This is a genomic window from Micromonospora sp. URMC 103, from assembly GCF_051386435.1.
Lineage (GTDB): Bacteria > Actinomycetota > Actinomycetes > Mycobacteriales > Micromonosporaceae > Micromonospora.
The window spans coordinates 1,018,327-1,033,188 of sequence record NZ_JBPQTR010000004.1 but is presented as its reverse complement, the minus strand read 5'-3'; the positions used below and the strand labels follow the sequence as shown (position 1 = coordinate 1,033,188).

At 74.4% G+C, this 14,862-nt stretch carries 12 protein-coding genes; 8 read left to right on the top strand and 4 right to left on the bottom strand.

Annotated elements, in window-relative coordinates; translation table 11 throughout:
- Positions 1 to 104 precede the first annotated feature (104 nt).
- The 5 genes from ACSNOA_RS08475 (at position 105) to ACSNOA_RS08455 (ending at position 5,151) form a co-directional block, all read left to right on the top strand.
- A complete protein-coding gene (locus ACSNOA_RS08475; RefSeq protein WP_436657382.1) occupies positions 105 to 1,817 on the top strand; it encodes an alkaline phosphatase D family protein in 1,713 nt (570 codons plus the stop codon).
- Positions 1,818 to 1,844: 27 nt separating this feature from the next.
- Positions 1,845 to 2,282, top strand: a complete 438-nt coding sequence (locus tag ACSNOA_RS08470) for a MarR family winged helix-turn-helix transcriptional regulator (protein WP_436657381.1) — start codon at positions 1,845 to 1,847, stop codon at positions 2,280 to 2,282.
- 192 nt (positions 2,283 to 2,474) lie between these two features.
- A complete protein-coding gene (locus ACSNOA_RS08465) occupies positions 2,475 to 4,076 on the top strand; it encodes an MDR family MFS transporter (RefSeq protein WP_436657380.1) in 1,602 nt (533 codons plus the stop codon).
- An 11-nt stretch (positions 4,077 to 4,087) separates the two neighbouring features.
- Positions 4,088 to 4,582 (top strand): universal stress protein, encoded by a 495-nt coding sequence (locus ACSNOA_RS08460; protein ID WP_436657379.1) that lies wholly within the window; start codon positions 4,088 to 4,090, stop codon positions 4,580 to 4,582.
- A 47-nt stretch (positions 4,583 to 4,629) separates the two neighbouring features.
- On the top strand, positions 4,630 to 5,151 hold the full coding sequence (locus ACSNOA_RS08455; RefSeq protein ID WP_436657378.1) for a DinB family protein: 522 nt from the start codon (positions 4,630 to 4,632) through the stop codon (positions 5,149 to 5,151).
- Between the two features lie 12 nt (positions 5,152 to 5,163).
- Here ACSNOA_RS08455 and ACSNOA_RS08450 read toward each other — a convergent pair whose 3' ends face one another.
- Positions 5,164 to 6,138: an ArsR/SmtB family transcription factor gene (locus tag ACSNOA_RS08450; protein WP_436657377.1), complete on the bottom strand. Its 975-nt coding sequence runs from the start codon at positions 6,136 to 6,138 to the stop codon at positions 5,164 to 5,166.
- Positions 6,139 to 6,215: 77 nt separating this feature from the next.
- Between ACSNOA_RS08450 and ACSNOA_RS08445 the strand changes: the two genes are divergently transcribed.
- Positions 6,216 to 7,169, top strand: a complete 954-nt coding sequence (locus ACSNOA_RS08445; RefSeq protein ID WP_436657376.1) for an SMP-30/gluconolactonase/LRE family protein — start codon at positions 6,216 to 6,218, stop codon at positions 7,167 to 7,169.
- 34 nt (positions 7,170 to 7,203) lie between these two features.
- Here the strand turns inward: ACSNOA_RS08445 and ACSNOA_RS08440 are convergent, their stop codons facing one another.
- From ACSNOA_RS08440 to ACSNOA_RS08430, 3 genes are all read right to left on the bottom strand, one after another.
- The gene (locus tag ACSNOA_RS08440; protein ID WP_436657375.1) at positions 7,204 to 7,824 is read right to left on the bottom strand and encodes an HAD-IA family hydrolase; all 621 of its coding nucleotides are present in this window, start codon (positions 7,822 to 7,824) and stop codon (positions 7,204 to 7,206) included.
- Positions 7,821 to 11,420 (bottom strand): chromosome segregation protein SMC, encoded by a 3,600-nt coding sequence (gene smc, locus ACSNOA_RS08435; protein ID WP_436657374.1) that lies wholly within the window; start codon positions 11,418 to 11,420, stop codon positions 7,821 to 7,823. The genes ACSNOA_RS08440 and smc overlap by 4 nt, the downstream gene beginning before the upstream one ends.
- 370 nt (positions 11,421 to 11,790) lie before the next feature.
- Entirely contained in the window at positions 11,791 to 11,985 is a 195-nt protein-coding gene (locus ACSNOA_RS08430; RefSeq protein ID WP_436657372.1) for a hypothetical protein, read from the bottom strand.
- A 372-nt stretch (positions 11,986 to 12,357) separates the two neighbouring features.
- On the opposite strand from ACSNOA_RS08430, the gene ACSNOA_RS08425 reads away from it, so the two are divergent.
- Positions 12,358 to 13,893 (top strand): CAP domain-containing protein, encoded by a 1,536-nt coding sequence (locus tag ACSNOA_RS08425; protein WP_436657370.1) that lies wholly within the window; start codon positions 12,358 to 12,360, stop codon positions 13,891 to 13,893.
- Between the two features lie 112 nt (positions 13,894 to 14,005).
- Entirely contained in the window at positions 14,006 to 14,842 is an 837-nt protein-coding gene (locus ACSNOA_RS08420) for an endo alpha-1,4 polygalactosaminidase (RefSeq protein WP_436657369.1), read from the top strand.
- The last annotated feature ends 20 nt before the right edge of the window (positions 14,843 to 14,862 follow it).

Sequence of the window (14,862 nt, the reverse complement as noted above, 5' to 3'; positions counted from 1 at the left end):
CCCGGGAACACGTCCGGACGCGGCGTAGGCTCGGTCACAGCCAGCAGTGGTGCGACCGCCGGCCGGGTAGTAAAGATGAAGTCCGCTCATCCCGGAGGTCCGCCATGCCCGCCGCACATCTGCTCATCGGCCCGCTGCTACGCCGGGTCGTCGGCACGCGGGCCACCGTCTGGGTCGAGACCTCCGCGCCCGCCGTGGTCACCGTCCGCACGGCCGACGGCGCCACCGGCACCGCGCCCACCTTCTCGGCGTACGACCACCACTACGCGCTCGTCGTGGTGGAGGGGCTGACCCCGGACAGCGCCACGACGTACGAGGTGCTCATCGACGACGAGGTGGCGTGGCCGGTGCCCCGCTCCCACTTCCCGCCGAGCGTGATCCGCACCCGCGCCGCCGACGACCGCGACCAGCCGGTCCGGCTGCTCTTCGGCTCCTGCCGGGAGACCACCCAGCACGCCACGGCCCGCAAGCTGCCCCCGGACGCGCTGGACGCGTACGCCCGGCGGCTGATCGCCGACCCGGACCCGGCCGCGCTCCCCGACCTGCTGGTGCTGCTCGGCGACCAGGTCTACGCCGACGAGACCTCGCCCACGGTGCGCCGGCTGCTCCGGCGTCGCCGGCGGCGGCCGCGCGGGGCGCCGACCGACCAGGTGGTGAGCTTCGACGAGTACACGAAGCTCTACCTGGAGTCGTGGCGGGACCCGGAGATCCGCTGGCTGCTCTCCACCGTGCCGAGCGTGATGATCTTCGACGACCACGAGATCATCGACGACTGGAACACCTCCGCCTCCTGGCGTGCCGAGCTGCGGCGGCAGCCGTGGTGGGCGGAGCGGATCGGCAGCGGCCTCGCCTCGTACTGGGTCTACCAGCACCTGGGCAACCTCACCCCCGACGAGATCGCCGCCGACCCGGTCTTCGCGAAGGTCAGCGCCGCGGAGGACGCCACCGGGGTGCTGCGGGAGTTCGGGCACCGCGTCGACCAGGAGTCCGACCTCGCCCACGACACCGAGCGCTGGCGGGCCGTGCAGTACCAGTGGAGCTACGCGCTGGATCTCGGCCGGACCCGGCTCGTGATGCTGGACAACCGGTGCAGCCGGGTGCTCGACGCCGGCAACCGCGCGATGCTGCCCCCCGGCGAGTGGTCCTGGTTCCTCGACCAGGTGTACGGCGTCTACGACCACCTCGTGGTCGGCGCGTCGCTGCCCTGGCTGCTGCCGCCCGGCATCCACCACGTGGAGTCGTGGAACGAGAAGCTGGCGGACTCCGGGCGGCCCTGGGTCGCCCGGCTGTCGGAGAAGCTGCGCCGGGCGCTCGACCTGGAGCACTGGGCGGCGTTCCGCCGGTCCTTCGAGGCGCTCGGCGCCACGTTCGCCCACATCGGCAGCGGCACGCCGGGCGCGCCGGGCGACCCGGTGGGCGCCGGGCCGGCGTACGCCCCGCCCGCGTCGATCAGCGTGCTCTCCGGTGACGTGCACCACTCGTACGTGGCCCGGGCCCGCTTCGACGACCCGGCCGTGACGACACCGGTGCACCAGCTCACCTGCTCGCCGATCCACAACCAGGTGCCCGCCGCCATACGTCCGCTCATGCGGCTCGGCTGGTCGCCCGGCCCGGCGGGGGCCGCCCGGGCGCTGGCCCGCTCGGCGGGGGTACGCCGTCCCGGTGTGCGCTGGCGGAAGCTGGCCGGCCCGTACTTCGGCAACGCCGTCGCCACCCTCGTGCACCGCGGCCGGGGCGCGGAGGTGACCGTCGAGGGCACCACCGAGGACGGGCACCTGCGGCCGGTGATGCGGCAACGGCTGACCGACGCGGCCTGAGCGGTCCGGGACCGTACCCTCTACGGCGTGGACGAGCAGGCGGAGACGCTCCGCGAGGTCGAGCACGAGTTGACGGCGCTGCTGCGGCGCGGCCGGGCGGTCTCCTGGGAGGTCGCCCGCGAGGTGCACCCGAACCTCGAACCGAACGCGTACGGGCTGCTGCTCTGGCTCCGCCGGTACGAGTCGGTCCGGCTCACCGAGCTGGCCGGCCGGCTGGGGATCGGGAAGGGCACGCTCAGCCGGCAGATCCGCGGGCTGGAGGCGCTCGGCCTGGTCCGCCGGACGCCGGACCCGACCGACCGGCGGGCCTCCCAGCTGAGCCTCACCGAGGAGGGGCAGCACCGGTTCGACGCGGCACGGGCCGCACGGATGGGCCACATCCGGCGGGTGCTGGAGAGCTGGCCCACCGAGGACGTGGCCGAGTTCGGCCGGCTGCTGGCCCGGTTCAACGACGCCTGGTCCTGATCGGCGGCGCCTGACGTCGCCGGACGGCACGCGCGGGTCGATCCACGACCGCACGGAATACCCGTGACGTCCGACTAGTTGTTGCTTCAGGCAACCAATGCATACGGTTGCCTCGGGCAATGTGTGCCTCGGGCGTCACACCCCGCGGCTCGCCCACCCTGTCCCTTCGACTTCCTTCCGGAGGCTGCCACGATGACCCAGGCGACAGCGCCCACGCGGGCGGCCGCCCCGAACATGACCCACCGGCAGGTGCTGGAGGCGCTCTCCGGCCTGCTGCTGGGCATGTTCGTCGCGATCCTCTCCTCGACGGTCGTCTCGAACGCGCTGCCGCGGATCATCACCGAGCTGGGCGGCGGCCAGTCCGCGTACACCTGGGTGGTCACCTCGGCCCTGCTCGCGACGACCGCCACCACCCCCATCTGGGGCAAGCTCGCCGACCTCACCAGCAAGAAGGTGCTGGTCCAGGTGGCGCTGCTGATCTACGTTCTCGGTTCGGTGCTGGCCGGCGCCGCGCAGGGCACCGCCGAGCTGATCGCCTGCCGCGTCCTCCAGGGCGTCGGCGCGGGCGGTCTCACCGCTCTGGCCCAGGTGATCATGGCGACCATGATCGCCCCGCGTGAGCGCGGCCGGTACAGCGGCTACCTCGGCGCCGTCATGGCCGTCGGCACCATCGGCGGCCCGCTGGTCGGCGGCGTGATCGTCGACACCTCGTGGCTCGGCTGGCGCTGGTGCTTCTACGTCGGCGTGCCGTTCGCCATCGCCGCGCTCGTGGTGCTCCAGAAGACGCTGAACCTGCCGGTGGTCCGCCGCAAGGCGCAGATCGACTGGTGGGGCGCCACCCTCATCACCGCCGCGGTGTCGGTGCTGCTGATCTGGGTCTCCCTCGCGGGCGACCAGTTCGCCTGGCTGTCCCTGCCGACCGTGGCCATGGTGGGCGGCGCGCTGCTGCTCGGCGCGCTCGCGATCCGGGTGGAGACCCGGGCCGCCGAGCCGATGATCCCGCCGCGCCTGTTCCGCTCCCGCACCATCGCCCTGGCCACCGTCGCGAGCGTCGCGGTCGGCGTGGGCATGTTCGGCGCCTCGGTCTTCCTCGGCCAGTACTTCCAGATCAGTCGCGGGCAGAGCCCCACGATGTCCGGCCTCATGACGCTGCCGATGATCCTCGGCCTGCTGGTCTCGTCGACCCTGACCGGCCGGGTGATCACCCGGACCGGCCGCTGGAAGCGGTACCTGGTGACCGGTTCGGCGCTGCTCACCGCCGGCTTCGCGCTCATGGGCACGCTGCGTGCGGACACGAGCTTCCCGCTCCTGAGCTGCTACATGGCCCTGATCGGCGTCGGGCTCGGCATGACCATGCAGAACCTGGTCCTGGCGGTGCAGAACACCGTGGGCGCGCACGAACTCGGCGTGGCCAGCTCGGTCGTGGCGTTCTTCCGCAGCCTCGGCGGCGCGGTCGGCGTCTCGGCGCTCGGCGCGGTGCTCGCCCACAAGGTCACGGGCTACCTGGCCGAGGGCATGGGACGGCTCGGTGTGACGACCTCCGGCTCCGCCGGCGGAGGGGCGCTGCCCGACGTCCGCACACTGCCCGCCCCGATCCGCGCCGTCGTGGAGAGCGCGTACGGGCACGGGGCCGGCGACATCTTCCTCGCCGCGGCGCCGCTCGCGCTGATCGCGCTCATCGCCGTGAGCTTCATCAAGGAGGTGCCGCTGCGCCGGCACAACGGCGACGCCGCAGGCGTTGCACCTGAACGGGAGTCGACCGTCACCGTCGCCGCCGGGCGTACGGCCGAGTGAGGGAGAGGATCATGAGCGTCGGAGCGCCCGACCGCGAGGAGTACGGCCCGCAGGCGCGGCCGCTGCCGTTCGAGCGCGGCACGGACGGTCCCCGGGTGGTCCTCGTCGGTGTGGACGGCACCCGGACGTCGGAACGGGCCGGCTCGTACGCGGCCGGCCTGGCCCGACGGCAGGGTGCGGCACTCGTGGTCGTGTTCGTGAACTCGCCGAACGGCTTCACCACCCTGCTGCCGGGGGTGGACGCCGGGGCGGTGCAGCGCACCCAGGACGAGCTGACCGCGGAGATCCGCAAGGAGATCCAGCGGGGCGCACGCGAACTGGGCCTGCCGATCACCTTCGTCTGCCGACGGGGCGACCCGTACGTCGAGCTGCGCGACGCCGCCGACGAGTTCCAGGCGGACATGGTGGTCGTCGGCGCGTCGGAGCAGGCCGGTCACCGGCTGGTCGGCTCCGTCGCCACCCGGCTGGTGCGCACCGGCCGCTGGCCCGTCGTCGTGGTGCCCTGACCAAACCCCGTCGCGCGTTGTCGGGGCCACCCGCCAGGATGTCCGGCATGACGTGGACCGCACCGGCCATCGACCGGACCCCTGAGATCACCGTCGGCGACGAGCGCGCCATGCTCGAGAGCTGGCTCGACTACCACCGGCAGACCCTGCTGCTCAAGTGCGCGGGCCTGACCCCCGAGCAGTTGCGCACCGCCAGCGTCGAGCCGTCCGGGCTCACCCTGCTGGGGCTCGTCCGGCACATGGCCGAGGTGGAGGCGTGGTGGTTCCGCGAGAACTTCGCGGGCCAGCCGGTCGACTACCCGTACTTCACCCCCGAGCACCCGGACGCCGACTTCACGGTCGAGGAGGCCGACGCCGCGGCGGACTTCGCGACCTTCCACCGGGAGGTCGAGCTGGCGCGAGCCGCCGCGGCCGGCCGGTCGCTCGACGAAACCTTCACCGAGGTGGGCCCGAAGAAGCGCACGTTCAGCCTGCGCTGGGTCTACGTGCACATGATCGAGGAGTACGCCCGGCACAACGGCCACGCCGACCTGATCCGGGAGCGCATCGACGGGGTCACCGGCGACTGAACCACCCGCGCGTCACCCGGGCCGCCCCGCCCGCAGCAGGTGCCCGCCCAGCGGAGTGAGCGTGTGGCGAACGGTCACTCCGTCACGGTGCGAGGTGATGAGACCGGCCGCCCGCAGCGTCGACGCGTGTTGACTGGCCGACGCGACGGAGATGCCCAGCGCCGACGCCAACTGCGAGGTGCTGGGACCGTCGGCGGTCATTCCCAGCACCGTCGCCCGGGTCCGCCCGAGCAGAGCGGCCAGCGGTTCACCGGTGGCCGGCTCCCGCCGGGTGGGGCGCACCGGATACGCCAGGACGAGCGGACCGTCCGGGTCGTCGAGGATGCTGGGCTGCGCGAGGAAGTAGCTCGGCACCAGCGTCACACCCCGGCCGTCCGGCACCACGTCCAGCTCGATCCCGTGCTCGCACCGGTACGACAGCTCGTATCCGGTCCCGTTCGCGCGCCAGGACAGGACGGGGCTGAGGTCGCGCAGGACCCGGTCGATCCCCGTCTCGGCCAGAGCCTGCCCCCGGAAGACCCGGTCCGCCTGCACCGCTCCGGTGATCGCCGCCCAGTACGGCGCCACCGCCACGTGGTGGAACGCCCGCATCGCCGCCAGCAGAGCCTGCCGGGCGACCGGCTCCGCGCGGGCCAGGGCAGCGACCCGTGACGGCAGGTCGCCGGCCTCGACGCGGGGGGCCAGTTCGAGCGCCAGCCGCGCCGGCGGCGTGCCGGCCACGTCACGGAGGGCGGTCGGGAACACGCCGCCGAGGCCCGGCGGGGTGACGAAGTCCGGCAACCATCCCGGCAGGCGGCACAGGTCGAGGTAGGGGCGCATCGAGGGGCGGAGCGCCGCCCGCGTCCGCGCCCGCCAGGGAACGAGATGCTCCGGCACCGCCGCCCGGAAGAGGCGCTGCCCGGCGGCGGCCAACTCCAGCAGCACCGACGGCACGGACCGCACGGTGGTCCGGCTGAGATCCGCGGCGTTCAGGTGCAGGGTCACCATGCCGCCGACCGTAGCCACCTTTCAGCCTCGACCGAAAGGGCGTGGTGGCCGGAACGAGGACGGCGGAGCCTCCCCGTATGACCACTCCACTCGCGGCGGCCGCCGCCGCTCTCAGCCTTCTGGTCGTCGCCGTCGGACACCCCGTCGACGCCCCCGCCGGCCGCCCGGACACCTATGTCGTGTCACGTGAGGCGGGGGTACGGCCCGAGGGCATCACCGTCACCGCCGAGGGCGTCATGTACGTCACCAGCGTCACCAGCGGCGCCGTCTACCGGGGCGACATCCGTGAGCCGGTGCTCCGGCCGTTCCTGCCGGCCGGCTCGCACGGCCGGACGAGCGCCGCCGGAGTGCACACGGACCGGCGCGGGCGGCTCTTCGTCGCCGGCTGGGACACCGGCACCCTCTTCGTGTACTCACCGAGCGGTCTCCTGCTGGCCCGGCGGGTGGCCCTCGCCGGCGCCGCACTCAACGACCTGGTGGTCACCAACGAGGCTGTCTACGTCACCGACTCGGCCACCGGAACCGTCTGGCGCGCGGCCCTCGACGGCGCCGCGGTCGGCGACCTGACCCCGTGGCTCACGGCGCACGACCTGCCCGCGGCGCCGGGCTTCCTGAACGGGATCGTCGCCACGGCGGACGGCCGGCTCGCCCTCGTCGCCGACCAGGGCACGGGCGATCCCGGCAGCGAACGCCTCTACCGGGTGGACCTGCGGCGTCGTACGGCCACCGTCGTCGAGGTGCGCGGCGGTCAGATGGGCGCCGACGGCCTGCTGCTGCACGGCGACCGGCTCTACGGGGTGGTGAACTTCCCCGACGGACGGGGCGGCTGGCACTTCGCGGTGAACGTGGCGATCCTCGACGCCGATCGGCGGGCCGCCCGGGTGGTCGCTCGCTCGCAGCCGGCGCCGCTGGAGCAGTCGCCCACCACTCTGGCCCGGGACGCGGGTCGCCTGCTCTGGGTCAACAGTCAGCTCAACGCCGCCGTGCCCACGCCACCGTTCACCGTGACGGAGGTGCCGGGCCTGGACTGATCCCCGCCGACCGGGGCCGCCCCGCCGTCCCGGCTCAGTACGCGAGCGCCGCCCGCAGGTAGCGCAGGTCGCCGGTGCCGGTCCACCGGTGCGCGGACAGCCCGGCCGCCCGGGCGCCCCGGACCGACCAGTCCTCGTCGTCGGTGAAGAGCACCCGGTCCGGCGGTGTGGCCACGGCCTGGCAGGCGGCTTGGAAGTACTCCTTGGCGGGCTTGTTGACCCCGAGCCGGTACGAGTTGACGACGGCGTCGAACTCGTCGGTGAGGTCGAGCGCGGCGAGGTCGTCGTCGAGCCGGTCGGTGGCGTTCGTGGCCAGGCCGACCCGGATGCCGGCGGCGCGCGCCTCCCGGACGAAGTCGAGCACGGCGGTGTCGACCTCGCCCCGGTACCGCTGCCACTCCTCGACGGCGGCCCGGGCCCGCTCGACCCCGCCGGCCGGCTCGGCCAGCGCGTCGGCCACGCTGGTCACCCAGTCGGCGTGGCTCACCTGGCCGGTGAGCACGGGCTGGAGCCGTCCCCACTGCATCGCGATCTCGGTGAGCACCCCCTGGGCGAGGCCGTAGCGGCGCTCCACCCCGGCGGCGACCGCCGGATCCCACCGGCGCAGCACACCGTCGAAGTCCACGAGGAGCGCCGTGGCGCGTTCCCGACTCACCCGTTGTTCTCCTGCCCGTCCTCCGCGGCCCGGTTGAGCCGCTGGCTGATCACCTGGGTGACCCCGCCGCGCATGGTCACCCCGTAGAGCGCGTCGGCGACCTCCATGGTGCGCTTCTGGTGCGTGATGACGATGAGCTGGCTCTTCTCCCGCAACTGTGCCAGGAGCGTGATGAGCCGTCCCAGGTTCACGTCGTCGAGCGCCGCCTCCACCTCGTCCATGATGTAGAACGGGCTGGGCCGGGCGCGGAAGATCGCCACGAGCATGGCCACCGCGGTGAGGGACCGCTCGCCGCCGGAGAGCAGCGACAGCCGCTTGATCTTCTTGCCGGGCGGCCGGGCCTCCACCTCCACGCCGGTGGTGAGCAGGTCGTCCGGGTCGGTGAGCACGAGCCGCCCCTCGCCGCCGGGGAAGAGCACCTCGAAGACCTGCTCGAACTCGCGGGCGGTGTCGGCGAACGCGCTGGCGAAGACCTCGAGGATCCGGTCGTCGACGTCCTTGACGACGGTGAGCAGGTCCCGACGGGTCGCCTTCAGGTCCTCCAACTGCTCGGAGAGGAACTTGTAGCGCTCCTCGAGCGCCGCGAACTCCTCCAGCGCGAGCGGGTTCACCTTGCCGAGCAGGGCCAGCTCCCGCTCCGCCTTGGCGGCGCGCTTCTCCTGCACCGGACGCTCGTAACGGACCGGCTCGGGCACCGGCAGGCCGTCGCGCTCGGCGGCGGCGACGTCGGCCTGCGTGGGCGGGACGGGCTGGTCCGGGCCGTACTCGGCCACGAGGCTCTCCACGTCGAGGCCGAAGTCCTCGGCCGCCTTCGCCTCCAACTGCTCGATGCGCAGCCGCTGCTCCGCGCGGGCCACCTCGTCGCGGTGCACCTGGCTGGTCAGCCGCTCCAGCTCGGCGCCGAGCCGCTTGGCCGCGCCGCGTACCTCCTGGAGCTCGGCCTCCCGGGCGGCGCGTTCCCGCGCCACCTCGTCCCGGTGCTCCTCGGCGGTGGCGATGGACGTGGTGAGCCGGGTGAGCGCCTCGCGCGCCCCGCCCGCGACGGCCCGCGCGATGCCCGCGCCCCGGGTCCGCGCGGCCCGCCGGGCGGCCGCCCGTTCCCGCGCCGCGCGCTCCGCGGTGGCCTGCCGGCGCAGCGAGTCGGCCCGACCGGCGATCGAGGAGACGCGCTCCTCGGCGGTACGCACCGCGAGGCGGACCTCCATCTCGTTCTGCCGGGCCTGCGGCACCATGGCGGCGAGCTGGTCCCGTTCCTCGGTGGACGGCTCGGCGTCGACCGGGGTCTCCTCGGCCAGCCGCAGCCGCTCCTCCAGCTCGGCCAGGGTCAGCAGGTCCCGCTCGCGGGCGGCCTCGGCCCGGGAACGGGACTCGCCGAGGCGCTCGGTCTCCGCCTTCGCCGACCGGGCCGCCGCGCCGAGTTCGGCCAGCCGCCGGGCCGCGGCGTTGCGGTGGCTCTCCGCCTCCCGCTTGGCGGCGGCGGCGTGCTGTACGGCGTCCTTGGCGGCGGCCACCTCGGCCCGCGCCTCGACGAGTCGGTCGCGCAGCTCCGCGGCGGTCTGCTCGGCCGTGATCCGGTTGGCCCGCGCCTCCTCGACGGCGGCCTGCACCTCGATGAAGCTGGGCGCCTTCGCCGACCCGCCGGCCGCCGCGTACGCCCCCACCACGTCGCCGTCCGGGGTGACGGCCCGCAGTTCGGGGTTGTCGGCGACCAGCTCGGCGGCCGCCGCGAGGTCGTCGACGAGCGCCACGTCGCGCAGCGCCCGGTGCACCGCCGGCCGCAGTTGCTCGGCGCACTCGACCAGGTCTGGCGCCCACCGCGCGCCGTCGGGCAGCTTGGGGCGCAGCGCGTCCGCCGTGCCGTCCATGCCCGGGCCGGCGGGGCTGCCCACGAGCAGGCCGGCCCGCCCGGCGTCGGAGATCTTCAGCAGCCGCATCGCCTCGACGGCCTCGTCCACCCCGGTCACGGCCACCGCGTCGGCCAGCCCGCCGAGCGCGGCGGCGAGCGCGGCCTCGTGTCCGGGAGCGACGGTGAGCAGGCCGGAGAGGCTGCCGAGCAGGCCGGGTACGTCACCGGCGCGGGCCAGCAGGGCGCCCGCGCCGTCCTTGCGGCGCAGGCCGAGCGCGAGGGCCTCCTCGCGCGCCTTCCACGTGGCGGCGTCCTTCTCGGCGGCACGCTCGGCGTCGGAGAGGGATCGCACCGCCGCCTGGGCCCGCTCGTGGACGGCCACCGCCTCGGCGTGCCGCTCGTCGAGGTCGGCGTTGTCCCGGTCGGCCTCGGTGGACTGGGCGGCCACCGCGTCGACGTCGGCCTGCGCCTTCTCGGCCCGGGCCAGCGCGTCGGCGTGCGCCGCGGCGAGCCGCTCGATCTCCTCGCCGGCGCTGGTGGTGCGGGCCCGGGCGGAGTTCACCTGGCCGGTGAGCCGGGCCAGGCCCTCGCGCCGGTCGGCGATCGCCTTGGCGGCCGCGACCAGCTCCCGCTCGGCGGCGGCCAGCTGCCGTTCCAGCTCCTGGCGGTGCTCGACGGCCTCGGCGAGCCGGATCTGGTCGTCGGTGAGGGCCGCGCGCAGTTCCTCCTCCTGCTCGCGCACCCGCTCGGCCTCGGCCTCGAGCTGGTCCGGGTCGCGGCCGGGCCGCTCGTCGTCCGGCGTGGCGCTGAGGTGGCGCAGCCGCTCCCGGGCGAGCTGCTCGATCGAGCGGAACCGCTCCTGGAGGGCGGAGAGCTTGTACCAGGTGTCCTGCGCGGCGGCGAGCAGCGGGGCGTCCTCGGCGAGGGCCGCCTCCAGCTCGCCGAGGCGGCGCTGCACCTCGTCGTGCTCGGCCTCGACCTGCTCGCGCCGCTCCCGCAGCGCGGTCTCGTCGGCGATCTCCTTGTCGAGCGTGGTCCGCAGCGTGGCCAGGTCGTCGGCGAGCAGCCGCAGCCGGGCGTCGCGCAGGTTGGCCTGGATGGCCGCGGCCCGGCGGGCCACCTCCGCCTGCCGGCCGAGCGGCTTGAGCTGGCGGCGCAGCTCGGTGGTCAGGTCGGTGAGCCGGTTGAGGTTGGTCTGCATCGCGTCGAGCTTCCGCAGCGCCTTCTCCTTGCGCTTGCGGTGCTTGAGGACGCCGGCCGCCTCCTCGATGAACGCGCGCCGGTCCTCCGGCTTGGCGTGCAGCATCCCGTCGAGCCGGCCCTGACCGACGATGATGTGCATCTCCCGGCCGATGCCGGAGTCCGACAGCAGCTCCTGGATGTCGAGCAGCCGGCACGAGTCGCCGTTGATCTCGTACTCGCTCTCGCCCGAGCGGAACATCCGGCGGGTGATCGACACCTCGGTGTACTCGATGGGCAGCGCGCCGTCGGTGTTGTCGATGGTGAGGGTGACCTCGGCGCGGCCCAGCGGCGCCCGGCCCGCCGTGCCGGCGAAGATGACGTCCTCCATCTTGCCGCCGCGCAGCGCCTTGGCGCCCTGCTCGCCGAGCACCCAGGCGATGGCGTCGACGACGTTGGACTTGCCGGAGCCGTTCGGGCCGACCACGCAGGTGATCCCCGGCTCCAGCTTGAGCGTCGTCGCGGAGGCGAAGGACTTGAATCCCTTCACCGTCAGGCTCTTGAGATGCACCTTCTCGATCCTCGTCCGGTGGCCGCCGTGCCGTCGCCGGCTGCGCACCTGCTGATCCCGCAGACTAACCCGGGACACCCGGGGCGCCGGTACGCGACCCGCCCCGTACGCGGGCCAAGCGGCCCGGACCCGGCTGGCGGCGGTGCCGAAATTGCCTCGCGGACGCGTCCTTCGCAAAAGGTTGGGGCCGTTCGCGGCCCGTGGCGCGGCGGCGCATTCCGGATAGCGCCCGGCGCACTTCCGTGCCGGTTCTCGGCAAGATCGAAAGAATGGCGGCCGCAAAGGTGCGCGGAGACAAAGCTGCGCGCCGGCACACAGGTGTCGGCGCGCGATTTCTGCGTGGTGCGATTCAGTTTTCCGCGTGTCTGGATCAGGTCAGTGCGGGCTCGGCGAGCCGGAGCAGATCATCCGCCTCCGCCGCGGCGGCGGCGAGCCGATCGTTCTCGGCACGCACACGCGCGAGCTCGAACTCCAGTGCCTGAACCCTGGCACGCAGCCGGGTGACCTCGTCGAGCAGACGCCGGTCGGGCGCTGCACCTACGTGGCCGTAGAGGGCCTTCGCCATGTTGACTCCTTGATATGCGCTGCCGGAAAGGCCGGCCAACGCGCGCCCACGTGTTCGCGACTGCCATTCCAGCTGTATCTGGGCATGGCCGGGCGCGACTGGCGACACCTATATATTGAGCCGCAAACCCCTCCTTCGTCAAGTTCCCGCAGGCCGTAGATCATCTCCACGTCGACCTGCCCACTCGCCGGGGGGTTTGCCAGGAGGCACGGACACGCTCTGTCCGGACACCCTAACTGTACGCCCGCAATGGCGCGAAGTCCGCACCCCGGCGTCCGAGTTCCCCTTAACTCTTTCTTAGCCACGTTGCCGCAGGTCGCGGCGCACCCGTAGCGTCTTGCCGGCCCGCAACCGACCCCTGGAGGCTGAGGCGTGTACGGCTGGACCGACCCGAACGACCCGGATGGCGCGACCCGGCGCCCGGAGCCCCCTCGCGGCGAGCCCGCCTGGCTGACCGATCGTCCGGCACCGAGGTCGGCCTACCTGTTCGGCGACGACCCGGACGAGCCCGCCGAGGCGTGGCGCGACCAGCCCGACGGCGGGCGGCACGACGAGCCGGCGTACGACCGGCGCCTCGACCAGCCGACGGAGACCTGGCGCCAGGAGGCGACGGAGGCGTGGCGCGGCGCGCCGGCCGGCCGGTGGCACGAGGAGCCGGCGCCGCACGACGGGCGCCCGACCGGCGACCACCACCGGGACCTCCCCACCGGTGGCTGGGCCGGCGAGCAGGCCCGTCCCGGGTCCGCCGGCCACCCGCGGGGCTCCGCAGGGTGGCCGGCGGACGGACCCGCGGACGACCGGCGGGACGGCGGGCCGTGGCCGTCCGAGAGCCACTGGGCCGGCGGGACCGGCGGCGACTGGGCGGCCGGGCACACCGGCGACTGGGCCGCCGGCCACACCGACGACTGGGCGGCCGGGCACACCGACGACCGCGTCGACGGGCACGTCGCCGGGAGCCCGGCGTACGGGCCGCGGCCCGGCGGGTGGGACGAGGCGCCCACGGGCGCGCTGCGGGCGGTCGACGCCACGGCGCCGATGCATCCGGTGACCCCGCACGACACCCACCGGCCGGACGGGGGCGCCGCCCGACCGGGTGACACCTGGGAGCGGCCCGCCGACGCCGGGCCGGCCGGCTCCGAGGGACGGCACCGGACGTCCGGGCGGCGCTTCCCCCGGCCCCTGCTCATCGGCGGCGCCGCCGCGGCGGCGACCCTCGTGGTGAGCCTCGGTGTGGGCGCCCTCGCCCTTCCCGGCGGCGACGAGGGCGGCTCACCCGGCCCGAGCGCGGTCGACGACACCGTGGCGGCCGCGCCGGCCCTGCCCACCGAGGAGGCGCCCGTCGAGCCGCCGACCGCTCCCTCCCCGACCGCCTCGCCGAGCACCGTCCGGCCCGCCCCGTCGGCCAGCCGGACCACGACCCGGCCCACCCCGGCGGCGTCGCGGACCACGGCGCCGTCGCGGGGCGGCGTCGAGCGCCGCGCCGCGCCGAGCACCGGCAGCACCACGGCCGCCCCGGCCACCGGCGTGAGCGCCCAGGCGCGTGAGGTGGTGGACCTGGTGAACGCCGAGCGCGCGAAGGCCGGCTGCAACCCGGTGAGCATCGACGACAAGCTGATGACCGCGGCCCAGGGGCACAGCCAGGACCAGGCCGACCACCAGGACATGTCGCACGACGGCAGCGACGGCAGCGACCCGGGCGAGCGGATCGAGCGGGTGGGCTACGAGTGGCGCACCTACGGCGAGAACGTGGCCTGGAACCAGAAGACGCCGGCCGCCGTCATGGATGCCTGGATGAACAGCCCCGGACACCGGGCCAACATCCTGAACTGCGCGTTCACCGAAATCGGCGTGGGCATCGCGAGCAGCAACGGGCCGTACTGGACCCAGGACTTCGCCACGCCGCGCTGACCCGGCGAGTCGCCGGCCGGTCCGCGCTCGTTGCACCGGGTGAGGTACGCCGGCGTGGGGACGGCGTACCGGCGCGGGCGGCGGAGCGCCGTCCGGGACCCGGGAGCTGCCGATGCGGATCCGGCTGCGGCGACGCGCCGTCCGGCTGCGGCGCGCCCTGGCCGCCGGCGCCGTCCTGGTCCTGCTCGCTCCGGCGTACGGGTGCCGGGTGCAGGTCGCCCCGCCGGGAGCGCCCACCCCGTGGCCGGCCGGGTCGGCCCGCCACTGGCAGTGGCAGTGGCAGCTCACCGGCCGGCTCGACACGGACGTGGACGCGAACGTCTTCCTGCTCGACCCGGTCCGGACCACCACGGCGGAGACCGCGGCGCTGCGCGCCCGCGACCGGCGGCTGGTGTGCCAGGTGCACGTCGGATCGGTGGTGCCCGACGATCCCGACGCGACCCGCTTCCCGAACGGCGTCCGGGGCGCGGCCGGTCGCCGTCCCCAGAGCCGCTGGCTGGACGTCCGGCGGTGGGATGCGCTGGAGCCGGCGCTGACCGACCGGTTGCGGCTCTGCCGCGGGAAGGGGTTCGGTGCGGTGGCGCTGGCCGACGCGGACGCGTACCTGCACCGGTCGGGTTTTCCCCTGGCCTTCGACGACCAGTTGCTGTTCAACCGGCGCCTGGCCCGGCTGGCTCGGTCGCTGGACCTCTCCCCCGGGTTGATGAACGACGTGCCCCAGGTCGCCGCGCTCGCGCCCGACTTCGACTTCGCGGTCAACGAGGAGTGCGTCCGGCTGGGCCAGTGCGCGAAGCTGCTGCCGTTCGTCGAGGCCGGCAAGCCGGTCTTCCACGTCGAGTACACGGGCTCGACCGCCGACTTCTGCGTCACGACGGTCGGCTACGGCTTCGCGTCCGTCCGCAAGCAGCGCGCCCTCGACGCCTGGCGGGAGTCCTGCCCGCTGCTCTGAGCCGGCGTACCCCGCAACGC

What these genes read in the sequence shown, in the direction of transcription:
- ACSNOA_RS08475 (WP_436657382.1), top strand. Translation starts at nt 105, where the DNA reads ATGCCCGCCGCACATCTGCTCATCGGCCCGCTGCTACGCCGGGTCGTC.
- ACSNOA_RS08465 (WP_436657380.1), top strand. Translation starts at nt 2,475, where the DNA reads ATGACCCAGGCGACAGCGCCCACGCGGGCGGCCGCCCCGAACATGACC.
- ACSNOA_RS08460 (WP_436657379.1), top strand. Translation starts at nt 4,088, where the DNA reads ATGAGCGTCGGAGCGCCCGACCGCGAGGAGTACGGCCCGCAGGCGCGG.
- ACSNOA_RS08455 (WP_436657378.1), top strand. Translation starts at nt 4,630, where the DNA reads ATGACGTGGACCGCACCGGCCATCGACCGGACCCCTGAGATCACCGTC.
- ACSNOA_RS08450 (WP_436657377.1), bottom strand. Translation starts at nt 6,138, where the DNA reads ATGGTGACCCTGCACCTGAACGCCGCGGATCTCAGCCGGACCACCGTG.
- ACSNOA_RS08445 (WP_436657376.1), top strand. Translation starts at nt 6,216, where the DNA reads ATGACCACTCCACTCGCGGCGGCCGCCGCCGCTCTCAGCCTTCTGGTC.
- ACSNOA_RS08430 (WP_436657372.1), bottom strand. Translation starts at nt 11,985, where the DNA reads ATGGCGAAGGCCCTCTACGGCCACGTAGGTGCAGCGCCCGACCGGCGT.
- ACSNOA_RS08420 (WP_436657369.1), top strand. Translation starts at nt 14,006, where the DNA reads ATGCGGATCCGGCTGCGGCGACGCGCCGTCCGGCTGCGGCGCGCCCTG.